Source organism: Loktanella sp. DSM 29012 (assembly GCF_900110705.1).
GTDB lineage: Bacteria > Pseudomonadota > Alphaproteobacteria > Rhodobacterales > Rhodobacteraceae > Loktanella > Loktanella gaetbuli.
On the sequence record NZ_FOEJ01000002.1, the window covers coordinates 87,234 to 108,492 of the forward strand.

18 protein-coding genes are annotated in these 21,259 nt (G+C 61.0%); 7 read left to right on the plus strand and 11 right to left on the minus strand.

The features are described 5' to 3' along the window. Positions 1-33 precede the first annotated feature (33 nt). From BMX27_RS05115 to aat, 4 genes are all read left to right on the plus strand, one after another. Positions 34-783, plus strand: coding sequence for an ABC transporter ATP-binding protein (locus BMX27_RS05115; RefSeq protein WP_090158828.1), 750 nt, complete (start codon positions 34-36; stop codon positions 781-783). Positions 784-1,050: 267 nt separating this feature from the next. Further along, on the plus strand, positions 1,051-1,539 hold the full coding sequence (gene accB / locus BMX27_RS05120; protein WP_056031185.1) for an acetyl-CoA carboxylase biotin carboxyl carrier protein: 489 nt from the start codon (positions 1,051-1,053) through the stop codon (positions 1,537-1,539). An 11-nt stretch (positions 1,540-1,550) separates the two neighbouring features. Continuing rightward, positions 1,551-2,897, plus strand: a complete 1,347-nt coding sequence (accC, locus tag BMX27_RS05125) for an acetyl-CoA carboxylase biotin carboxylase subunit (protein WP_056031180.1) — start codon at positions 1,551-1,553, stop codon at positions 2,895-2,897. Positions 2,898-2,902: 5 nt separating this feature from the next. Then, positions 2,903-3,544 carry a leucyl/phenylalanyl-tRNA--protein transferase gene (gene aat, locus BMX27_RS05130; RefSeq protein ID WP_218144647.1) on the plus strand — a complete coding sequence of 214 codons (642 nt, stop codon included), beginning with the start codon at positions 2,903-2,905 and terminating at the stop codon, positions 3,542-3,544. Here the strand turns inward: aat and BMX27_RS05135 are convergent. The 5 genes from BMX27_RS05135 to BMX27_RS05155 form a co-directional block, all read right to left on the minus strand. After that, positions 3,508-3,864 carry a DUF2155 domain-containing protein gene (locus BMX27_RS05135; protein ID WP_090158830.1) on the minus strand — a complete coding sequence of 119 codons (357 nt, stop codon included), beginning with the start codon at positions 3,862-3,864 and terminating at the stop codon, positions 3,508-3,510. The genes aat and BMX27_RS05135 overlap by 37 nt on opposite strands. Continuing rightward, complete coding sequence (locus BMX27_RS05140; protein ID WP_056031171.1) at positions 3,861-4,244, minus strand: NADH:ubiquinone oxidoreductase subunit NDUFA12; 384 nt, start codon at positions 4,242-4,244, stop codon at positions 3,861-3,863. Before BMX27_RS05140 ends, BMX27_RS05135 begins: the two co-directional genes overlap by 4 nt. A 62-nt stretch (positions 4,245-4,306) precedes the next feature. Further along, positions 4,307-4,690, minus strand: a complete 384-nt coding sequence (locus BMX27_RS05145; RefSeq protein WP_090158831.1) for a RidA family protein — start codon at positions 4,688-4,690, stop codon at positions 4,307-4,309. 69 nt (positions 4,691-4,759) lie between these two features. Then, positions 4,760-6,028 (minus strand): ATP-dependent Clp protease ATP-binding subunit ClpX, encoded by a 1,269-nt coding sequence (gene clpX, locus BMX27_RS05150; protein ID WP_090158832.1) that lies wholly within the window; start codon positions 6,026-6,028, stop codon positions 4,760-4,762. Between the two features lie 148 nt (positions 6,029-6,176). Continuing rightward, positions 6,177-6,797 carry an ATP-dependent Clp protease proteolytic subunit gene (locus tag BMX27_RS05155; RefSeq protein ID WP_090158833.1) on the minus strand — a complete coding sequence of 207 codons (621 nt, stop codon included), beginning with the start codon at positions 6,795-6,797 and terminating at the stop codon, positions 6,177-6,179. A 368-nt stretch (positions 6,798-7,165) separates the two neighbouring features. On the opposite strand from BMX27_RS05155, the gene BMX27_RS05160 reads away from it, so the two are divergent. Beyond that, positions 7,166-14,305 carry a Hint domain-containing protein gene (locus BMX27_RS05160; RefSeq protein ID WP_177172656.1) on the plus strand — a complete coding sequence of 2,380 codons (7,140 nt, stop codon included), beginning with the start codon at positions 7,166-7,168 and terminating at the stop codon, positions 14,303-14,305. A 23-nt stretch (positions 14,306-14,328) separates the two neighbouring features. Here BMX27_RS05160 and BMX27_RS05165 read toward each other — a convergent pair whose 3' ends face one another. The 4 genes from BMX27_RS05165 to BMX27_RS05180 all read right to left on the minus strand — a co-directional run bounded on the left by BMX27_RS05165 (position 14,329) and on the right by BMX27_RS05180 (position 15,991). Next, entirely contained in the window at positions 14,329-15,105 is a 777-nt protein-coding gene (locus BMX27_RS05165; RefSeq protein WP_090158835.1) for a gamma-glutamyl-gamma-aminobutyrate hydrolase family protein, read from the minus strand. A 76-nt stretch (positions 15,106-15,181) separates the two neighbouring features. Continuing rightward, complete coding sequence (locus tag BMX27_RS05170) at positions 15,182-15,607, minus strand: GlcG/HbpS family heme-binding protein (RefSeq protein WP_090158836.1); 426 nt, start codon at positions 15,605-15,607, stop codon at positions 15,182-15,184. Between the two features lie 28 nt (positions 15,608-15,635). Continuing rightward, positions 15,636-15,788 (minus strand): DUF2256 domain-containing protein, encoded by a 153-nt coding sequence (locus tag BMX27_RS05175; protein WP_090158837.1) that lies wholly within the window; start codon positions 15,786-15,788, stop codon positions 15,636-15,638. Continuing rightward, positions 15,788-15,991 (minus strand): hypothetical protein, encoded by a 204-nt coding sequence (locus BMX27_RS05180; protein ID WP_090158838.1) that lies wholly within the window; start codon positions 15,989-15,991, stop codon positions 15,788-15,790. The genes BMX27_RS05175 and BMX27_RS05180 overlap by 1 nt, the downstream gene beginning before the upstream one ends. A 115-nt stretch (positions 15,992-16,106) precedes the next feature. On the opposite strand from BMX27_RS05180, the gene pepN reads away from it, so the two are divergent. Together pepN and BMX27_RS05190 are read left to right on the plus strand one after the other, a co-directional pair. Further along, positions 16,107-18,656: an aminopeptidase N gene (gene pepN, locus BMX27_RS05185; RefSeq protein WP_090158839.1), complete on the plus strand. Its 2,550-nt coding sequence runs from the start codon at positions 16,107-16,109 to the stop codon at positions 18,654-18,656. 81 nt (positions 18,657-18,737) lie between these two features. After that, on the plus strand, positions 18,738-19,613 hold the full coding sequence (locus tag BMX27_RS05190) for a lysophospholipid acyltransferase family protein (protein ID WP_090158840.1): 876 nt from the start codon (positions 18,738-18,740) through the stop codon (positions 19,611-19,613). Here BMX27_RS05190 and BMX27_RS05195 read toward each other — a convergent pair. Both BMX27_RS05195 and BMX27_RS05200 read right to left on the minus strand, forming a co-directional pair. Beyond that, positions 19,564-20,484, minus strand: coding sequence for a transglycosylase SLT domain-containing protein (locus BMX27_RS05195; RefSeq protein ID WP_090158841.1), 921 nt, complete (start codon positions 20,482-20,484; stop codon positions 19,564-19,566). The genes BMX27_RS05190 and BMX27_RS05195 overlap by 50 nt on opposite strands. Positions 20,485-20,608: 124 nt before the next feature. Continuing rightward, the gene (locus BMX27_RS05200) at positions 20,609-21,169 is read right to left on the minus strand and encodes a type 1 glutamine amidotransferase domain-containing protein (protein WP_090158842.1); all 561 of its coding nucleotides are present in this window, start codon (positions 21,167-21,169) and stop codon (positions 20,609-20,611) included. Positions 21,170-21,259 lie beyond the last annotated feature (90 nt).

Sequence of the window (21,259 nt, forward strand, 5' to 3'; positions counted from 1 at the left end):
TCGCGAAAATGCGGCACCGCGAAGGAAACAGAGATGAACGCCCCATTCGACAAGAACCGCAACAACGCAGCGACCAGCCCGAAATTCCTCAGTGTCTGGGAAATCGAGGCCTACTACGGTGAAAGCTATATCGTTCAGAATGTCAGCTTTGACATCCACGAGGGCGAAATCCTCGCCTTGCTTGGCCGCAATGGCGCGGGCAAGACATCGACCCTGCGCGCCATCGCGCGGCTGGACAATCCCGAACTGAAGCACGGGGAAATCTGGCTGGACCACCAACCCCTGCACCAGATGAAAAGCCACCAGGCCGCCGCCGCCGGGATCGCGCTCGTGCCAGAGGACCGTCGGATCATCGCGGGCCTGACGGTCGAGGAAAACCTGCAGCTGGCGCAGATCGCCCCACCAATCGGTTGGTCGCTGGACCGCATCTATGACCTGTTCCCCCGCCTGCGGGAACGCCGCAAGCAAGAAGGCGTCACCCTGTCAGGCGGCGAACAGCAGATGCTGGCCATCGCCCGCGCACTGGCGCGCGACATCAAGGTGTTGTTGCTGGATGAGCCTTACGAGGGTCTCGCTCCGGTCATCGTGCAGGAAATCGCCAAGACGCTGAACATCATCCGTGACCAGGGCATCACGACGGTCATCGTCGAACAAAACGCCGTGGCAGCCCTGAAACTGGCTGATCGCGCGGTGATCCTGGACACTGGAACCGTTGTTTTCGACGGATCGGCCCAACAAGTGCTGGATGACGAAAAACTACGTGCGGAATACCTCGCGATCTGAACGGGGCCTGCGCTGAACCGCAGAGGCAAGCTCATGATTGCAGGATCATCAGCGCGGGCGCTTTCGTCGTCCTTCTCGCTCGCGCTGGTCACTGGATTTGCGGCCGCGACAGCGCGTCTTTGCGCCGATCGCCGTCTTTAATCCAACATAACGGCAGACAGCGTTTCACTTGCGCTTTCCCCCTCGCGCGCCTTGCCCTATACGTCTTGCCAATGCAGTGACGGAACGTCACGCGATCAAGTAGAATTAGGCAAGGACAGTTTGGTCATGGGCAACAAGACTTCTCAGGATAGCGACGTCAGCTTTATCCAGGCCTTGGCAGAGCTTTTGCGTGCCAACGACCTGACAGAGCTTCAGGTCAAGCGGGATTACGCGGAAAACGACAGCCTGAACGTGCGCGTCAGCCGCATGACAGCGCCAGCGGCCCCCGCAGCGGCCCCCGCCCCCGTGCAGGTCACGTCCGCCGCCAGCCCCGCTCCTGCCGCCGCACCTGTGGCCGCGGTGTCGGACCCCGCAGCACACCCCGGTGCCGTGACATCGCCGATGGTCGGCACGATCTACATGGCCGCAGAGCCAGGGGCCAAGCCGTTCGTGTCTGCCGGTCAGACCGTGGCCGAAGGTGATACCCTGCTGATCATCGAAGCCATGAAAACGATGAACCATATCCCTGCCCCCCGCGCAGGCACGGTCAAACGTATCCTGGTCGAAGACGGCGGTCCCGTCGAATTCGGCGCACCACTGATGATCATCGAATAAAGGCCAGTCCCATGTTCGATAAAATCCTGATTGCGAACCGTGGCGAAATCGCGCTGCGGGTTGTGCGCGCCTGCCGCGAGATGGGCATCAAGAGCGTTGCCGTCCATTCGACAGCCGATTCCGATGCTATGCATGTGCGCATGGCCGATGAGGCCGTCTGCATCGGCCCGCCGTCGTCGACAAATTCTTATCTAAATTTCCCGGCCATCATCTCGGCCTGTGAAATCACGGGGGCCCAGGCCATTCATCCCGGCTACGGGTTTCTGTCAGAAAACGCTGCATTCGTGCAGGTGGTCGAAGATCACGGCCTGACCTTTATCGGGCCGACCGCAGAACATATCCGCATGATGGGTGACAAGATCACGGCCAAGGACACGATGAAGGCATTGGGTGTGCCTTGCGTGCCGGGGTCCGACGGTGGTGTGCCCACGCTCAAAGACGCGCAGCGCATTGGCGCGGAAATCGGCTATCCTGTCATCATCAAGGCCACCGCCGGCGGTGGTGGTCGCGGCATGAAGGTCGCGCAGAACGCGGATGAGATGGAAAAGGCGTTTTTGTCCGCCCGCCAAGAGGGCAAGGCCGCCTTTGGCAACGACGAAGTCTATATCGAAAAATACCTGACCACGCCCCGCCACATCGAGATTCAGGTCTTTGGCGACGGCAAGGGCAATGCGGTCCATTTGGGTGAGCGCGACTGTTCGCTGCAGCGCCGTCACCAAAAGGTGCTGGAAGAGGCCCCCGGCCCCGCCATCACCCCCGAATTACGCGCGCGCATCGGCAAGGTCTGCGCCGATGCCGTGGCCAAGATCAACTATATCGGTGCCGGCACGATCGAATTCCTGTTCGAGAATGACGAATTCTATTTCATCGAGATGAACACCCGACTTCAGGTCGAACACCCTGTCACCGAGGCGATTTTCAACGTCGATCTGGTGCGCGAACAGATCAATGTCGCGGCGGGTCAGCCCATGTCGTTCACGCAGGACGATCTGGTGATCGACGGCCACAGCATCGAAGTGCGGATCAACGCGGAAAAACTGCCCAATTTCCAGCCCAGCCCCGGCACGATTTCCCAATATCATGCGCCGGGCGGACTGGGCGTGCGGATCGACAGCGCGCTTTATCAGGGCTACCGGATTCCACCCTATTACGACAGCCTGATCGGCAAACTGATCGTGCATGGCCGTGACCGGCCAGAGGCGCTGGCACGTCTGTCCCGCGCGCTGGGAGAGCTGATCATCGACGGTGTGGAAACGACGGTACCGCTGTTCGATGCCCTGCTGGCCGAGGATGATATCCAGACCGGCAACTACAATATTCACTGGCTCGAACACTGGTTGGAAACCAACCTGGGCTAGCTTGCGTGACGGAACAGCTGACACCGGACCTGTTGTTGCATGCCTACAGGGCCGGTGTTTTCCCCATGGCCGAGGACCGCGACGCGACTGACGTGTTCTGGGTGCAGCCCAGAAAACGGGGCGTCCTGCCGCTGGATGAATTCCACGCGTCACGTTCGCTGCGCAAAACCCTGCGACGGGGACAGTTTCAGGTCACTGCGGATGCGGCCTTTGTCGATGTGGTGCGTGGATGTGCTGATCGCGCGGAAACCTGGATCAGTACCCCGATTTTCGAAGTCTACCGTCAACTTCACCTTCAGGGACATGCCCATTCCATCGAGGTCTGGCAGGATCGTAAGCTGGTGGGCGGCGTCTACGGCGTAACCATCGGTGGCGCGTTTTTCGGCGAAAGCATGTTTTCCACCCGGACGGATGCGTCAAAGGTCGCGTTGCTCTGCGCGGTCGACAGGCTGCGGTCCCGTGGGTTCATCCTGTTCGATACGCAATTCGTGACCGACCACCTCGCAACGCTTGGCGCCATCGAAATTCCGCGCCAAGCCTATGAGGAAAGACTGGCCGCCGCGTTGAAGATTGTCGCAGATTTCGGCGCGCCCGGACCGATCCCGCTGGATCAGGCGGCTGTGCAGCGGATGACCCAGACGTCGTAGCGCGGATGGTCCATTGCATTCAGTGCAGGGGCTGACGCAACCATCCAGCCCGAAAACACGGGCGTTGCGTCATCGCCATAAGTGACCGACATTTCCGCAAATGCATCGCCCGATGGATTGTCCGCAGGCACGCGGCAGTCGTTCAGCTGGATCATGACCAGCCCCGATACCGCAGCATCACCAACCTGCATCGCAACATCAGCGACCTGACCTGTCACCTTGTCCAGCACGCGCAGTTCAGCGCCGGGCTGCGACACAGCCTGCTGTGCGGTGGCCCCCATCGGAACCAGCGCCAAGACGAACGCCAGTGCGCGGATCATTCGGGCGTCCACGCCTCGTAATCGCTCTTGGGTTGAGGGTCTGCGCGGCGCAGCGACCCGGCAGGCGCATAGGCCTGCGGCGTGCCGGTCAGGTTCGGCAGATGCGGTTTTTCCCAGGGCTGTTTCACCAGCGGCACCTCGGTCGGGGGTTCGTCCCAGGTGCGGTGCAACCAGCCATGCCATTCCGGTGCGACCTTCGATGCTTCTGCCTCACCGTTGAAGATGACCCAGCGACGGCTGTCGTCCGCATTGCGGTAAAAGATATTGCCGCCGGCGTCCTCACCAACACGCTCGCCCTTGCGCCATGTCCAGAACTGGGTGGCAAAGGTCTGCCCGTCCCACCAAGTGAAAATGCGTGCGATGTTGCGGGCGATACCCATGGTCGTCTCCGGTCTGTGGCTGATCCCGTCATGCCGCAATCGCATGAAAAGGTCCAGCAGGTTCAGCGCGGCAGGCGCGCTGTCGCCTCGATCTCGATCTTCATTTCGGGGTTTTGTAGTCCGGCGACGAACATCGTTGCAGCGGGCCGCGCGTTACGAAACGCCTCGGCAAGCACCGGCCAACAGCTTTCCCATTCCGCGCGATCAGGCAGAATATATGTGACGCGCACCACGTCATCCAGACTGCTGCCCGCCTCGACCAGCGCGCGCCCGATGGTGGCCAGCGCATTGCGGCACTGATCCACGATATCGTCGGGCATTTTCATCGTTGCGTAATCATAGCCGGTGGTCCCCGCAACATAGACCCAGCCATCGGCCACGACTGCACGCGAATAGCCGATCTGCGCCTCGAACGGGCTACCTGTGGTGATATGTCTGACTGTCATGTGACCCCCATGAAAAAAGGCCGCTGCATCCGCAGCGGCCCTGTTCTGATCCCGAGAACCAGCCAACCCTCAGGCGCTGGCGGTCTCTTTCTCTTTTTTCTTGCCGTCGTCGTGGATCATCAGCGGGCTCGCATCGGGGCCAACTGCTTCTTCGTTCACGACAACCTCTGTCACCGTATCCATGCCGGGCAGCTCGAACATCGTGTCCAGCAGGATGTCCTCCATGATGGACCGCAGGCCACGGGCACCGGTCTTGCGTTCGATGGCGCGCTTGGCGATGGCCGTCAGCGCATCATCGGTGAACGTCAGTTTGGTGTCCTCCAGCTCGAACAGGCGCTGGTACTGTTTGACCAATGCGTTTTTCGGCTGTGTCAGGATGATCATCAACGCCTCTTCGTCCAGGTCCGTCAGCGTCGCAATGACAGGCAGACGGCCCACGAATTCGGGGATCAGACCGTATTTCAGCAGATCCTCGGGTTCGAGATCCATGAAGGTTTCACCGACACCGCGGTCTTCCGTATCCTTGACGTCAGCACCAAAACCCATGGCGGACCCTTTGCCGCGCTGCGCGATGATCTTGTCCAGACCGGCGAATGCACCACCACAGATGAACAGGATGTTCGTGGTGTCCACTTGCAGGAATTCCTGCTGCGGATGCTTGCGACCGCCCTGCGGCGGGACAGATGCGACCGTGCCTTCCATGATCTTGAGCAGGGCCTGCTGCACGCCCTCGCCCGACACGTCGCGGGTGATGGACGGGTTGTCGGACTTGCGCGTGATCTTGTCGACCTCGTCGATATAGACGATGCCGCGCTGCGCGCGTTCCACGTTGTATTCAGATGCCTGCAACAGTTTCAGGATGATGTTTTCCACATCCTCGCCGACGTAACCGGCCTCGGTCAGGGTCGTGGCATCGGCCATCGTGAACGGCACATCCAGGATACGTGCCAGCGTCTGGGCCAGCAGCGTCTTGCCGCAGCCGGTCGGCCCGATCAGCATGATGTTGGATTTCGCCAGCTCGATGTCGGATTTGTCGGAATTGTTCAGACGTTTGTAATGGTTGTGCACGGCGACCGACAGAACCCGCTTGGCGTGCATCTGACCGATGACGTAATCATCGAGGACCTGGCAGATTTCGCGCGGGGTCGGCACGCCGTCACCCGATTTCAGCGATGCGCTCTTGGTTTCTTCACGGATGATATCCATGCAGAGTTCGACGCATTCATCGCAGATGAAAACGGTCGGGCCCGCAATCAGCTTGCGCACCTCGTGCTGACTCTTGCCGCAAAAGCTGCAGTAGAGGGTGTTCTTGCTGTCGCTACCGGTGGTGGTTGCCATGTCGTATCCTTTGGCGCCGGGGCCAGTTTGGTGTCGCGCTGTCCTTGGTTTGTCAGAGTAGGACAGCGCGTTCCGGGTCACAACGCCAAAAAGACGCAATCGGTGACCCTGTTCAGGTCTGTGTGATCATGGCACCCGAGATGCGTGATCAATCTTCGGCTTTATCGCGGTTTGTCACGATTTCGTCGATGTGGCCCCATTCGAGGGCTTCTTCGGGGGACATCCACTTGTCACGGTCCAGCGCCTTCTGGACTTCCTTGTAGGATTGGCCCGTGTGCTTTTGGTAAAGCTTGTACATGCGTTCGCGTGTGTTTTCGATGCTTTTGGCCGAAATAAGGATGTCAGCCGCCGTGCCGCGCGCGCCGCCAGACGGTTGGTGCACCAGAAATTCGGCGTTCGGCAGCGCATAGCGCATCCCCTTTTCGCCACCGATGGCGATGACCGAACCCATCGATGCCGCAAGGCCGCAGACCAGCGTCGACACCTTTGGGCGGATATACTGCATCGTGTCATAGATGCTCATGCCCGCGACGACGCTGCCGCCGGGGGAATTGATATACATCGAAATCTCTTTTTTCGGGTTCTCAGCCTCGAGGTGCAGCAGCTGCGCGACGATCAGCTGGCTCATGCCGTCGTGCACGGGACCGTTGACGAAAATGATCCGCTCTTTCAGCAGGCGGCTGAAGATATCGTAGGCGCGTTCACCGCGTGCGGTCTGTTCGACCACCATCGGGACGAGGTTCATGTGGGTTTCGATCGGATCTTGCATGGGAAGGCCTTATCTGGGGGACACCGGCGGGCGGTGTCTTTCAAAGTCCCCCAGACACTATGCAGCCCGGCCAGCAGCTTCAAGAGCCGACGGCAGCGCGCGATCGCCGGTTTCAAATTGTCGCAGCTATTTTTCATCTTAGGCCAATGCCGAAAACACCGGACGGTTGTTCAGGTGGATCATGGCAATTCCACGGTTTTCGCCCTGAAAATGTGTCGGTCTCGCCTTGTTTCAGGGCTTTTGCCCCAAAATCACCGTCACGTTCATGGATAAAACACGGCCGGGTCCAAAATCAGACAAACCCCAAAATTATTCATTCCTCAAAGGAAAAGCGGTCTGTCTCTGGGCCGTACGAGTTGAGGTTTATCATGCCTAGTGGCGTAGTTCTCGATCTTCGCGGAAATCGTCTGAACGCAGGCGATTTCGCAACTGCGTTCAGCACATTTGACACGGCCCAAATTCTGGGATCCGGTACCGTAAGCTATACGTCCACAAGCGGTAACGGCACGCGAACGGGTAGCTACCAGATCGGCACGAACGGCGGCGTACATTTTGTGCCTGACACGCCCTTTCCCGCCGGCCTCCAGAGCGCCACGGTTCAGACGGCCCCAGACGTTGGCATTTATTACGGCACCGCTAACAATGACACCGCCCTCATTGGTACAGCACAAAGCGACTACATTTACGGTGGCACTACCCCAAACGAGACTGGAACTGGTAGCGACACCATTGATGCGGGACGTGGAAACGACACCGTCTATGCTGGTGACGGGGCCGATACGGTTTTCGGCGGATCGGGCAACGATCTGATCTACGGCGGAACCGGTGACGATCGGCTGAACGGTAACGGTGGCAACGACGTCCTCTATGGCGGTGACGGAAACGATTCCCTGCTCGGCGGCATGGGCACCGACAGCCTGTTTGGCGGTCAAGGTAATGACCGCATCGATGCTGGCGCGGGCAACGATTACATCGACGCGGGCGAAGGCAACAATTCCGTCATGGGCGGCACCGGGGCCGATACGATTTTCGCGGGCAGCGGCGCAGACACCCTGTCCGGCAACGCGGGTCGCGATACGATCAACGCAGGCGGTGGCAGCGACACCGTCTATGGCGGTGACAGCAACGACAGCATCAATGCCGGAACAGGCAACGACACTGTTTATGGCGAGGCTGGCAACGATTCCATCCTGGGCGGTGACGGTAACGATACGCTCTATGGCGACGATCCGGCATCAGCCACGGTCGCGACCGAAACGCTACGCTGGACCACACAGGCTGCGTCCGGAACGAACGTGCGCAACGGGTTCACTCAGGACACCGGGTCGGTCAACGTCTCTGTCAGCTTTCGCGATGACGGCAGCCTTGTCGAAACGACGACTTCGAACGTGCCGATCTTCACCGGCACGACGGGTATCTCTACAACCTCTTCGGTCTTTTTGCGCGGCGAAGCAGGCAACACCGGCACAACAACCATTGATTTCGCGGCCGACCCCAACAGCGGGGTCACGGATGCGGTCAGCAATGTCGGTTTCTGGATCACCGACATCGACGGCGTTTCCGACGGCACCAACAATTTCTATGACCAGGTTGTTGTCACGGCCTACAATAGCGACGGCGTCGAGGTGCCTGTCACGATCACGCGCCCAACGGGCAGCAACGACACGCAAAGCGGGCAGACCGTCACGGCGTCGCTGGACAGCGATGAAGCGAACGAAGCTGACGGCGCGGCATATTTTCAGGTTGCGGGACCAGTCAGCTCGATCGTTATCAACTTCAACAACGCGAATGGCGGCACGACGAATCACGCGGTTTACCTGTCCGACGTGACATTCACGACCATCGCACCGACACCCGGCGACGACACGATCGACGGCGGCGCTGGTGACGACGTTCTGTATGGCGGCGGCGGCAATGACAACCTGACGGGCCGCGCCGGTAGTGACACCATTTACGGCGGCGATGGCGATGACTTCATCGACGACGAACCCGGTTTTGAAGACGGTATCAGCGCCGATACGTTTTTCGGCGGCGCGGGCAGTGACATCTTTTGGGCCGGTGGTGGCGCGGACGAGGTTTATGGCGGAACCGGCAACGATTTTATCAATGGACAGGAAGGCGACGACACGCTGTTTGGCGACGCCGGCACGGATACGATTGACGGTGGCCTGGGCAACGACAGCCTGTACGGCGGAATCGGCGCGGACAGTCTGATCGGCGGCGATGGAAACGATGTTTTCGACGGCGGCCAAGACAATGACCGGCTGAGCGGCGGCAGCGGCGACGATCTCATGGCCGGTGGCACAGGTGATGACACGATCAGCGGCGACGCAGGCGCGGATTTCATTCTGGGCGAAGCAGGAAACGATGTCGTCTTTGGCGGTGACGGCAACGACGTTATCGGCGATATCGAACTCGAAGTGGGCGATGACGTTCTGTACGGCGACGCCGGCGATGATGGTTTGGCCGGTGGTACCGGCAACGACACCCTCTTTGGCGGCACCGGCAACGATGTGTTGTTGGGCGGTAGTGGAAATGACTCGCTTTATGGCGATGCCGGAAACGATCTTTTTTCGGTCGGCGACCAAGACGATTCCAATGTGGTTCAAGGTGGCGAACATGTCGGCGACACCGATGTCGATACACTCAACCTGTACAACACGTCCTCCACCGACGGTGTGACCGTTGTCTACAGCAGCGCAGAGGCAGGCCGTGTTGATTTCAACGCCACCACAGCCAGCGTCGATTTCACACAAATTGAGCGGCTGGAAACAACCTCCTTCGACGACACGGTCGATGCCTCGGCGTCGGCCAGCGGCATCAGCATTGGAACCGGAACCGGTGACGACAGCGTCATCGGCAGCAGCGGCAACGACACGATCGATGCAGGCATCGGCGCCGACAGCGTTCAAGGCGGCGCGGGCAACGACCTGATCGATCTGGGTGTTGCCGACCTGATGGACGACACCGTGGTTCTGACCAACGGAAGCGGCGACGACACAATTCTGGGTTTCGAGGCACCGCTCGACAATGGCGACGGCACATTCTCTGGGCGCGATCAGCTGAATGTGGCGGGGCTGCTGGATGCTGGTGGTGATCCGGTCAACCATCACGACGTCGTGGTGACCGACGACGGCGGCAGTGCGCGCCTGACATTTCCGAACGGAGAGGCCGTGCTCTTGGCCGGTGTGTCCCCCACGGATGCGCAAAATCCGTTCTTTCTGGCAGCGATGGGTATTCCGCTGTCCGATGGCACGGTCAGCGGCACCGCAGGGGCCGACACGATCGGCCTTGGCTATGTCGACGCCGACGGTGACACGGTTGACGATAACGACGCAATCCTCGCTGGAGATACCGGCAACGACGACCTGATCGAGGCCGGTGGCGGCGACGATTCCGTGTTTGCCGGTCTCGGCAATGACGCGGTCTTCGGCGGCTCCGGCAATGACACACTGGACGGCGGTGCGGGCGACGATACGCTGTCGGGTGACGCGGGTGACGATACCTTTGTCGTGACCGCAGGTGGCGGCAACGACACGATTGTCGGCGGCGAACTGGATGAAACCGCTGGTGACACGCTGGATGCCACCGCCCTGACCGATGACGCCACCCTTGTTCTGGACGGAAACGAGGACGGCGACCTGTCCTACGCGGGCGAAGTCACCACGTTTTCCGAAATCGAGAACATCTTGCTGGGATCCGGCGACGACGTGGTTTTCGTCGGGGCTGGCGACGAAACCGTCGATACCGGCGAAGGTGACGACACGATCCAGCTCTCTGACAATTTCGGGGATGCGACCATTGCCGGTGGCGACAATACGCTGCCAGTGGGCGATCTGCTGTCGGCGCAATCGGTCACGCAGGATCTGACCGTGACCCTTGGTCCCGATGGCAGTGGTACGCTGTCGGACGCCGACAACACCCTCACGTTCAGCCAGATTGAACGGATCGTGACAGGCACCGGCGACGACAGCGTCATCGGCAGTGCCGGTGATGACAACGTCAGCTTGGGTGCGGGCGATGATAGTATGGCCGGTGGTGCCGGCAACGATCAGATCGCGGGCGAGGCTGGGGCCGATACCATCGACGGTGGCGCAGGCAACGACCAGATCGACCTGGGCCTGAACGATGCCGCCAATGACACGGTCGTTTTGCAGGACGGGTCCGGTGATGATGTCATCACCGCCTTCGAAGGTCCGATCGACAACGGCAACGGCACCTTTACCGGGCGCGACCTGCTGGATGTCTCGGACCTGCAAGGCCCCGACGGTCTGCCTGTCAACACCAACGATGTGACCGTCTCCGATCAGGCTGGCAGCGCGTTGCTGACCTTTGCCAATGGCGAAACGGTTCTGCTGGACGGCGTCACCGCGGCAGAGTTGAATTCGCCATTCGCGCTGGCGGCCATCGGTATCCCCCTGCCCGACGGCACCGTCAGCGGCACCGCCGGTGACGACATCATTGATGCGGCCTATACCGGAGATCCCGACGGCGACCGCGTCGATGCCGACGATGCGATCCTTGCGGGCGACACGCAGAACGACGACCTGATCGAGGCCGGTGACGGCAACGACAGCATTGATGCGGGCGATGGCAACGATCACGTCCTGGCCGGAACCGGAAACGACACGATCCGCGGCGGCACGGGCGACGACAGTCTCTTTGGTCAGGCTGGCAGCGACGAAATCTTTGGCGGTGACGGCAATGACATCGTCGACGGCGGCGATGGCGGGACTGACGCAGACACCCTGTTCGGCGGCGCAGGCAACGACGAGCTGATCGGCGACGACGGCAACGATACGCTTGTCGGCGGCAGCGGTGACGACCAGCAGTTCGGCAACGGCGGCGACGACACCTTTGTTGTGGACAATGATTTCGGCAACGACCTGGTAATCGGTGGCGAAACGCAAGAGGTGACAGGCGATGTTCTGGATGCCACAGCCACGACTCAGAACCTGACGCTGGACCTGACGCAGAACGGTGCTGCCGACGGCGAAAGCGGGACGCTGTCGAACGGTGCCCAGACACTGACATTCGCCGAAATCGAGGCCGTCCGTCTGGGATCCGGCAACGATACCGTGCTTGGATCCAGTGATGACGACAGCGTCGCATCCGGGGCTGGCAACGATACGCTGACGGGCGGTGCTGGCAACGACAGCCTGTCCGGCGAAGCTGGCGACGACACCTTTGTCTTTGATGACGGTTTCGGCCAGGACAATATTGATGGCGGCTCACAGACGACAGCCGACCGTCTGGATGCCACTGCCGTGGATGCTGACACGACCCTGTCGCTGACCGGCACCGGAACCGGCACCCTGACGCAGGCCGCGAACAACGTCAGCTTTACCGAGATCGAGGAATTTTTCCTCGGGTCCGGCAACGATACCGTCTTTGGTGGCGAAGGTGACGACGTCGTCGACCTCGGCGCGGGCGACGACGTGTTTGCGCTGTTCAACGGCTTTGGCAACGACGACATCACCGGTGGCGAGGCCGTTGAGACGACAGGCGACGTGCTGGACGGCAGCGCCCTGACCGAAGATGTCGACGTGACGCTGACCACCCCCGAAAGCGGCAGCATCACAAACGGTACCGACACGACGTCCTTTGCCCAAATGGAACTGGTCCGCACCGGCGCTGGCAATGATACGGTCAGCGGCAGCGCTGGCGACGACAGCGTCGCAACAGGTGCGGGCGACGACACGATCAATGCAGGTGCCGGCAACGACAGCATCGATGCAGGCACCGGGGCCGATACTGTTGCAGGTGGCGCTGGCAACGACACCATCCGCCTTGGGGCCGCCGACGGGGCCGAAGACACCATCGTCCTCGAGGACAGTGGCGGGGACGATACCGTTTTCGATTTCGAAGGTCCTATCGACAACGGCGACGGCACCTTTACCGGGCGCGATCTGCTGGATGTGACTGGCCTGACCGGACCGGACGGCCTGCCCGTCAATACCAATGACGTGACCGTCAGCGATCAGGGCGGCAACGCCCTGCTGACGTTCTCCAACGGTGAAACCGTTCTTCTGTCGGGTGTCGATCCGGTAACACTGCAATCGCCTTTTGCCCTGGCCGCCATCGGCATTCGCCTGCCTGACGGCACCGTCAGCGGCACAGCGGGCGATGATACGATCGACGCGGCCTATATCGGCGACCCCGATGGCGACCGCGTGGACGCAGGCGACGCAATCATTCCGGGCGATACAGGCGACGACGACCTGATCGAGGCCGGGGCCGGAAACGACACCGTGTTCGCGGGGCTGGGCGACGACGAAATCTATGGCGAGGACGGTGCCGACGAAATCTATGGCGGCGCTGGCAACGACAGCATCTTTGGCGGCGACGGCGACGATGATCTGGTGCTGAACGACGTGTTCGGTAACGACACCCTCGTCGGCGGTGAGGCTGGCGAAACCCGCGGCGACGTCCTGGACGGCAGCGGCCTGACGCAGGATGTGACCGTTGCCTTTGACGGGGCGGAATCGGGCACTGTATCAAATGGCCCGGATCTGGCCACCTTTGCCGAAGTCGAGGCCGTCAGCACGGGCGCAGGCAACGACACCGTGACGGGGGATGCTGGCAGCCAGACGGTCAGCACAGGTGCAGGCGACGATACCATCGACCTCGGTGCCGAAGGTGACAGCATCGACGCGGGCGCCGGCAACGACATCATCACCGTCGGCGAAGGCGATAACGTCAGCGGTGGCGACGGCGACGATACGTTTGTCATTACCGACCAGCCCGGCACCGAGACGATCAACATCTTTGGCGGCGGCGGTGACGAAACGACAGGCGACCGGCTTGTGCTGGGCCGCCTTGGCAACCTCAACCAGATCCTTGCCGATGCGACCATCGATGCGAATGGCAGCTATTCCGGCACCGCGACGCTGGACGACGGCACGACGCTGAATTTTAGCGATATCGAGGAAATCATCTGCTTTACCCCCGGTGCGATGATTGCCACGCCGCGCGGAGCGCGCGATGTGGCAACCCTGCGGGTCGGCGATATGGTCGTGACCCGCGATCACGGCCTGCAACCTATCCGCTGGATCCAGTCCCGCACCGTGCCCGCGCGCGGCCGTTTTGCGCCGATCCGCATCCGTCCCGGGGTGGTGACCGGCCAAGAGACTGATCTGCTCGTGTCGCCGCAGCATCGGATGCTGTTCCAAGGGTACCGTGCGGAACTGCTGTTTGGTGAGTCAGAGGTTCTGGTCCCCGCCAAGCATTTGTTGGACGGTCACGATGTCACGCAGGAAACAGGCGGCGACGTCACCTACATCCACATGATGTTCGACTGCCACGAGGTGATTTTCGCCAACGGCGCGGCCACCGAAAGTTTCCATCCCGGCGACGTCGGCATGAACGGGATCACGGACCGCGCGCGCGCGGAACTGTTTGACCTGTTCCCTGATCTGCGTGCTGATGTGCATCACTACGGCGATACGGCCCGGCGCTGCCTGCGACGCCACGAGGCACAACTGCTTTTGGCCGGCAACCTGCGATAAACGCAGATGAAAACGATTGACGGTCAGGCGATCTGCCTGACCGGACTGCGTTTGCCATTCGCCCAGTTTGTCGCAGCATCGCCAAAGGCCGCAAACAGCGGACGCGACACGGGGTCGATCCCGGCCTGATATTCCGGGTGCCACTGCACGCCCAGCGCAAAGCCGGGCGCGTCGGCGATATGAACCGCCTCTGGCGTCTGGTCCGGGGCCCAGCCTTCGATCACGACGCGGCTGCCAGGTGTCTTGATCCCCTGCCCGTGCAGCGAATTGGTGACGACCTGTTCCGCCCCCATCAGCCGGTGAAACACCCCCCCGGGCGTGAAACTGATGGTATGCCGCATGGCAAACTTTTCCGCGATGGTGCCGTCGGGCGGCATGCGATGGTTGTCGCGTCCCGGGAGATCACGAATTTCAGGATACAGCGAGCCGCCGAATGCGACGTTCATTTCCTGAAAACCACGACAGATACCAAGGATCGGCAAACCCGCCTCGACACAGGCGCGGATCAAAGGAAGCGCAAGCCTGTCGCGCGCACGGTCGAATTCGCCATGCGCCGGGGTGGGTTCTTCGCCGTATTCTTCGGGGTGTACGTTCGGACGCCCACCCGGAAAGATGAACCCGTCGAAACTGTTCATCAGGTCAGGCAAGGCGACGATGTCCGGCAGGGCCGGTACGATAATCGGTAAGGCGTCGCAGACCGCAGCAATCGCTTCGAGGTTCATGTCACCCACGGCCTGCACCGCATAGGTATCATTCAGCAAATGCGAATTGGCGATAACGCCGATGACGGGACGGGACACGCGATGCAATCCTTTCGATCAGGTTTTGCAAAGCGTAACGCGATTGTGCTGCGACTGCAAAGCGAGACCTGCAGCGTCAGATTTCGGCCGACAGACCTGCCGCTTCCAGACCGGCCACCGCGCAGATCGCGTCATTGTCAGAGGTATCGCCGGTCACACCCACGGCCCCGATGACTGCACCATCATGGCGCGCCAACACGCCCCCTGGAACAGGCACGACCTGTCCGCCGAAAACACCGTTCACGGCGGCCATGAAATAGGCCTGATCCTCGGCCCGTTTCATCTGGGCGGTTCCGGCCATGCCCAGCATCACGGCACCGTAGGCCTTGCCATGGGCGATCGCAAAACGACCGGGTGCTGCACCGTCCGCGCGGCTAAAGGCCAGCACATGCCCACCGGCATCCAGCACCACGACGGACAGCGGCTTGAGCCCCAAGGCATCGCCTTTTGCAAAAGCGGTGTCGATGATCGTGCGCGCCTGCGCCTGGCTGATCTGCGTCATGGCAGCTCCTGTCATGTTTGGGCTGGATTCAGCCGGATGTCCGCCGCATCGCACGGCATTTGTCAGAACAATATTTCACATCGTCCCAGACCTTGGCCCAGGCCTTGCGCCAGACAAACGGTCTGCCACAGGTCACGCAGACCTTGGATGGCAGATCCGTTTTCTTGCGCATCTTGGGCATTATTCGGTTTCGGCCGGCAGCTCGGTACCGGTGCGACCATCAATCTGCACCTCTGCGCCTTCAGGCTCGTTTCCGTCTGCGGACAGGAAAAACAGTAAGGTCGCCAGCAACAGCAGCGCGAAGATGACGACGGTGCCGATCCCTGTCAGGGCACCGCGATGGCGTTTTTCTTGTTTGTCCAGATCCGTCTTTGGGGCTGACATGGTCCGGCTCCTTTTCTTTCAATTCCGTGTTCTGCATGAAAATAGCGCGTCTTGCGACTAATCAATGTTGAACATACCGTGGCCGCAAAACCCAGCCCATTATCAGGACAAAGTCATGAAAGACAGCGCACCGCAAACCGTCTACCTGGCGGATTACGCAGCACCCGGTTGGCTGGTCGACAGCGTGCATCTGACATTCCGGCTGGATCCTGAGACCACGCGGGTGGTGTCGCGCATCGCGTTCCGGCCGAATCCCGAAGGCACGCAGGATCGGTTCTATCTGGACGGTGAAAACCTGAAACTGATCGGGGCCACGATCGATGGTCAGCCCGTCACGCCCGAAATCACCGCCACGGGTCTCACCTGCCCTGTCCCTGACGGCCCGTTCGTCTGGGAGGCCGACGTCGAAATCGCGCCCGCCGCCAATACCGCGCTGGACGGACTTTATATGTCGGGCGGCATGTATTGCACCCAATGCGAGGCCGAAGGGTTCCGCAAGATCACCTATTATCCCGACCGCCCTGACGTGATGGGGATCTTTTCCGTCCGCATCGAAGGCGACATGCCTGTTCTGCTGTCCAACGGAAACCCGGTCGCCTCGGGCGATGGCTGGGCGGAATGGCACGATCCCTGGCCCAAGCCAGCATATCTGTTTGCCTTGGTTGCGGGTGATCTGGTCGCGCACAGTGATCGTTTCACCACGACAGAGGGGCGCGACGTCGCCCTGAACATCTGGGTACGCCCCGGTGATCTGGACAAATGTGCCTTTGGCATGGCCGCGCTCAAGGCGTCGATGGTCTGGGACGAACAGGTCTATGGTCGCGCATATGATCTGGACCTGTTCAACATCGTCGCCGTCGATGACTTCAACATGGGTGCCATGGAAAACAAGGGTTTGAACATCTTCAATTCCAGCTGCGTTCTTGCGAAATCCGACACCTCGACCGATGCGGATTTCGAACGGATCGAGGCGATCATCGCACACGAGTATTTTCATAACTGGACTGGCAACCGCATCACCTGTCGCGACTGGTTCCAGCTGTGCCTGAAAGAAGGTCTGACCGTGTTCCGCGATCAGACCTTTACCGGCGATCTGCGCGGCCATGCTGTCAAACGGATCGACGACGCGCTGACCCTGCGTGCCCGTCAATTCCGCGAGGATGCCGGCCCCCTTGCGCATCCCGTCCGGCCCGCCAGCTTTGTCGAAATCAACAATTTCTACACGGCGACCGTTTACGAAAAAGGTGCCGAACTGGTCGGCATGCTTAAACGACTGGTTGGCGACGACGGTTACCGCGCGGCCCTGACGCTGTATTTCGACCGCCACGATGGTCAGGCCGCCACAATCGAAGACTGGTTGCAATGTTTCACCGATGCGACGGGGCGTGATCTGACACAATTCGCACTGTGGTACGCGCAGGCAGGCACGCCGCAGATCACCGTGACCGATGATTTCGTGGACGGCACATATCACCTGACGCTCGCACAGATGACACCCCCCACGCCGGGGCAGCCGGACAAACAGCCGCTGCATATTCCCGTGGCCGTGGGTCTGCTGGCACCCGATGGATCCGAGGTCGTGCCGACCCGGATGCTGGAAATGACGCAGGCGCGGCAGACCTACACCTTTGCAGACCTCGCGGCGCGGCCGATCCCGTCGGTTTTGCGCGACTTTTCCGCACCCGTCATCCTGAACCACACGCAGTCCGCAGCGGACCGTGGCGTCCTGCTCGCGCATGACAGCGATCCGTTCAACAGATGGGAGGCCGGACGCATGCTGGCCCGCGATGTGCTGCTGGCCGCCGTGCGCGATGGTAAGGCACCCGATCCGGCCTATCTGGACGGGTTGCGCGCGACACTAACGGATGACCAGCTGCATCCGGCGTTTCGTGCCCGCATCCTGGCCCTGCCCAGTGAACAGGACGTCGCTGATGCACTGGTGCGCGCGGGCGAAACGCCCGATCCTGAGAGGATCCACAGCGCACGTCGGCAGGTGCGGCAAGCCATCGCGACAGCTTTGGATGCGCAGATGGATGCGGTCTTTGCGACAATGCAGGTGCCCGGCCCCTATGACCCAAGGGCCGAGGACGCAGGCCGCCGGACATTGAGCAATACCGTTTTGTCCTACCTCACGCTGCTGGACGCAGGGCACCGCGCGGCGGCCCAGTATGAGGGTGCCGACAACATGACCCAACAAATCGCGGCATTGGATTGTCTGCTGGACATTGGTGCCGGACAAGAGGCGCTGGCGGCCTTTCGCGCGCAATGGCAGGGTGATCGGCTGGTGATGGACAAATGGTTCGGCCTGCAGATCGCCCGGTCTGATCCGGCCGAGACGGTCACACGCGCGGAATCCCTGACCCGCGACCCGGCGTTCGACTGGAAAAACCCCAACCGATTCCGTAGCGTTTTTGGGGCCCTCGCCGGGCATATGGCCGGGTTTCACCGCCAGGACGGGGCGGGCTATGACCTGTTGGCAGACTGGCTGATCAAACTCGATCCGTTGAACCCGCAAACCACGGCACGCATGGTCACGGCCTTTGACGCGATGGCCCGCTATGACGCGACCCGACAGGAACTGATGCGTGCGGCCCTGACGCGCATCGCACGCACCCCCAACCTGTCGCGCGACACCACCGAGATGGTCGCGCGGATCTTGGGCTAGGTTCCACTGACCGGTGGACAAATCGCGCACAACGGCTATGTCACTCGCGACACGGCATCGGCTTATTTGCGGGGTTTGCGCATGACCGAGATCAGAGATCGCATTACCCCACTTATCGTGGAACGTGCGCCCTGGATGTATCGGCCCATACCAGGCATGCGATACATTCGCGGTCTGATGCACCTCGCGTTGGCCTACGACAAGACGGTCGCGATCGGCGAGTCGCTGGAACATGCAACATCGCAGCAGATCATGGACGCGATGGGTGAACGGCTGGCCAAACTGGTCACCGTATCCGGTCTGTCACATATCCCGACGCGTGGCCCCGCACTGATCGTGGCGAACCATCCAACGGGCATCGCAGACGGGATCATCCTGTGGCACCTTATTTCACGGGTGCGGCCGGACCTCTATTTCTTTGCCAACAGCGACATCCTGCGTGTCATGCCGCAGATGATCGACATGATTTGCCCGGTCGAATGGCGCATGGACAAACGGTCCCGCGAAAAAACCCGTGAAACCATGCAATACGTCCGCGAAGCAACTGCCGCGGATCGTCTGGGGGTCATCTTTCCCTCTGGCCGATTGGCCAAGCGGATCGGGCTGAAACTGCATGAACGCGAATGGATGCCATCGGCTGCGATGTTGGCGCGCAAATTCGACCTACCCGTGATCCCCGTGAACCTGCAGGCGCGAAATTCGTCACTGTTCTACCTGTTCGACAAATTGCACCCGACACTGCGCGACGTGACTCTATTCCATGAAACGCTGAACAAGGACCGCCAGCCTTATCGCGTGACGATCGGTGAACCCATTCCCGCCGACCAGATCGATCGCAACAGCGAGGACGGTATCGAGATGCTGAAAAAGGCGACACTGGATCTGGGCGGCGTCGATGCACCCAACGTCAGTCTGGTGCGGATGTCACGGTATCCATTGTCGAAATCGTGGGGCTGAGATCCCGTAACACGGGACGCGGCGCGCCTGCGTTTTCCACCACGCGTGATTCGGGCCGCAACATCGGCCGGGGCCGGGTCTGGACCACGCAGTAGTCCTGCTTGCGCGTCCAAGCCGACATTTCGGCAATTTTTGCACGATTGCTCATCGGGCCCCAGTCCGCGGCAACACCGCGCCAGCGGCCATCCTGAACGGCGACAGCCCGGTCGCGAGCAACAGTGTGACCCATGATACGCGCAGCACAGGCAAGGTTTGCAATCGGATCCTTGAGAGCCGCACCGGTGGTTGCCCTGCAACCGTAACCACGCGCCGTTGCAGGCAGAATCTGCAACAGTCCGTACCAGAGCCCGCCACCGCCCACGGCGTTGGGGTTATGTGTGCTTTCGTATTTGGTCAGGGCCGACATCATGCCGACCCAGAATGCACGCCGCAGCGTCGGAGAGTTCTGGGCATAGGCCGGGCACCAGGCCGCGATATCGCGTGGCACCTGGGTATCCAGACCGTGCGTCGCGACAGCCGCCATCGTGGCGCGCGTCCACATGCGGGCCGTATTGGTGCTGCCCCAGCGGGTGTCGGGAATGAAATTCGGACGGATCGCCGGACGCAGGGGTGGTGCGCCGGCGATGACATTTACCGGATAGCGGATCATGTGCACGGGACGTGCCAAGGGGCGCACCGACTGCAATGCCGTCAGCCGCGCGGCCTGCCTTTGTGCCGCGGCATCCTCGCGACCAAAGGGACGCACCTCTGACGTGATCGGCGCAACCGTGGCAATTCTGGCCGCAAGCACAGCGGCCTCGGTCGCTGCACGCGCGTCCCCCCCGACGACACCGGCCAACAGACCCGCAGTTATGAAAACACCCCTGAGCATGGCCGTCAAACTGCCCAGATCGGATCAATCGCACAAGAAATGAATCGCAGCTGTGGGCAATACGCCGCCCACAGCGGAAACCGCCGGTGCCTTTGGCACCGGCTTCTTATGTGATGACAGTGGTTTAGGCTGCAGGTCGCGGGTGTCGACCTTCTTGCACTTCTTCCACGATCTTGGCGACAAAGGCCTTGAGGTCGGTCGGATTTCGGCTCGTGATGATTCCATTCGAGATTGCGACCTCTTGATTGACGACCTGCGCACCAGCATTTTTCAGATCCGTGCGAATGGACGCAAAGCTGGTCATTTCGCGCCCGGCGACGACCTCTGCCTCGATAAGCAGCCATGGTGCATGACAGATTGCGGCAACGATTTTCCCTGCCTTGACGGCATCCTTGATCAACTGGATCGGCGCTGCCTCCACGCGCAGCAGGTCAGGGTTGATCTGGCCACCCGGCAAGACCAAGGCGTCATAGTCGTCTATATTGACGTCCTCGATCCTGAGATCAGCCTCTGCGGTATCGCCCCAATCGTCGCCTTCCCATCCCTTGATCGGCTGGCCGTCCAGCGTGGCAACATGGACGGTGGCACCCTTGGCGCGCAATTGATCGCGCGGAAATTCCAGCTCGGATTGCTCAAAACCATCGGTTGCGATGATCAGTATTTTGGCGTCGCTCATCTGTGTCATCATGCGGTCCTTTCGTCGGGGTCTGCATTTCCTATCTGCTGCATCAACGGGGTGTCCCGGCCCCTTGTTCCATCCACTGTGCTGGCTTAG

Coding starts and splice junctions, on each gene's coding strand:
- BMX27_RS05115 (WP_090158828.1), top strand. CDS start 34: ATGAACGCCCCATTCGACAAGAACCGCAACAACGCAGCGACCAGCCCG.
- accB (WP_056031185.1), top strand. CDS start 1,051: ATGGGCAACAAGACTTCTCAGGATAGCGACGTCAGCTTTATCCAGGCC.
- accC (WP_056031180.1), top strand. CDS start 1,551: ATGTTCGATAAAATCCTGATTGCGAACCGTGGCGAAATCGCGCTGCGG.
- BMX27_RS05135 (WP_090158830.1), bottom strand. CDS start 3,864: ATGATCCGCGCACTGGCGTTCGTCTTGGCGCTGGTTCCGATGGGGGCC.
- BMX27_RS05140 (WP_056031171.1), bottom strand. CDS start 4,244: ATGGGTATCGCCCGCAACATCGCACGCATTTTCACTTGGTGGGACGGG.
- BMX27_RS05145 (WP_090158831.1), bottom strand. CDS start 4,690: ATGACAGTCAGACATATCACCACAGGTAGCCCGTTCGAGGCGCAGATC.
- clpX (WP_090158832.1), bottom strand. CDS start 6,028: ATGGCAACCACCACCGGTAGCGACAGCAAGAACACCCTCTACTGCAGC.
- BMX27_RS05155 (WP_090158833.1), bottom strand. CDS start 6,797: ATGCAAGATCCGATCGAAACCCACATGAACCTCGTCCCGATGGTGGTC.
- BMX27_RS05160 (WP_177172656.1), top strand. CDS start 7,166: ATGCCTAGTGGCGTAGTTCTCGATCTTCGCGGAAATCGTCTGAACGCA.
- BMX27_RS05170 (WP_090158836.1), bottom strand. CDS start 15,607: ATGACGCAGATCAGCCAGGCGCAGGCGCGCACGATCATCGACACCGCT.
- BMX27_RS05175 (WP_090158837.1), bottom strand. CDS start 15,788: ATGCCCAAGATGCGCAAGAAAACGGATCTGCCATCCAAGGTCTGCGTG.
- BMX27_RS05180 (WP_090158838.1), bottom strand. CDS start 15,991: ATGTCAGCCCCAAAGACGGATCTGGACAAACAAGAAAAACGCCATCGC.
- pepN (WP_090158839.1), top strand. CDS start 16,107: ATGAAAGACAGCGCACCGCAAACCGTCTACCTGGCGGATTACGCAGCA.
- BMX27_RS05190 (WP_090158840.1), top strand. CDS start 18,738: ATGACCGAGATCAGAGATCGCATTACCCCACTTATCGTGGAACGTGCG.
- BMX27_RS05195 (WP_090158841.1), bottom strand. CDS start 20,484: ATGCTCAGGGGTGTTTTCATAACTGCGGGTCTGTTGGCCGGTGTCGTC.
- BMX27_RS05200 (WP_090158842.1), bottom strand. CDS start 21,169: ATGACACAGATGAGCGACGCCAAAATACTGATCATCGCAACCGATGGT.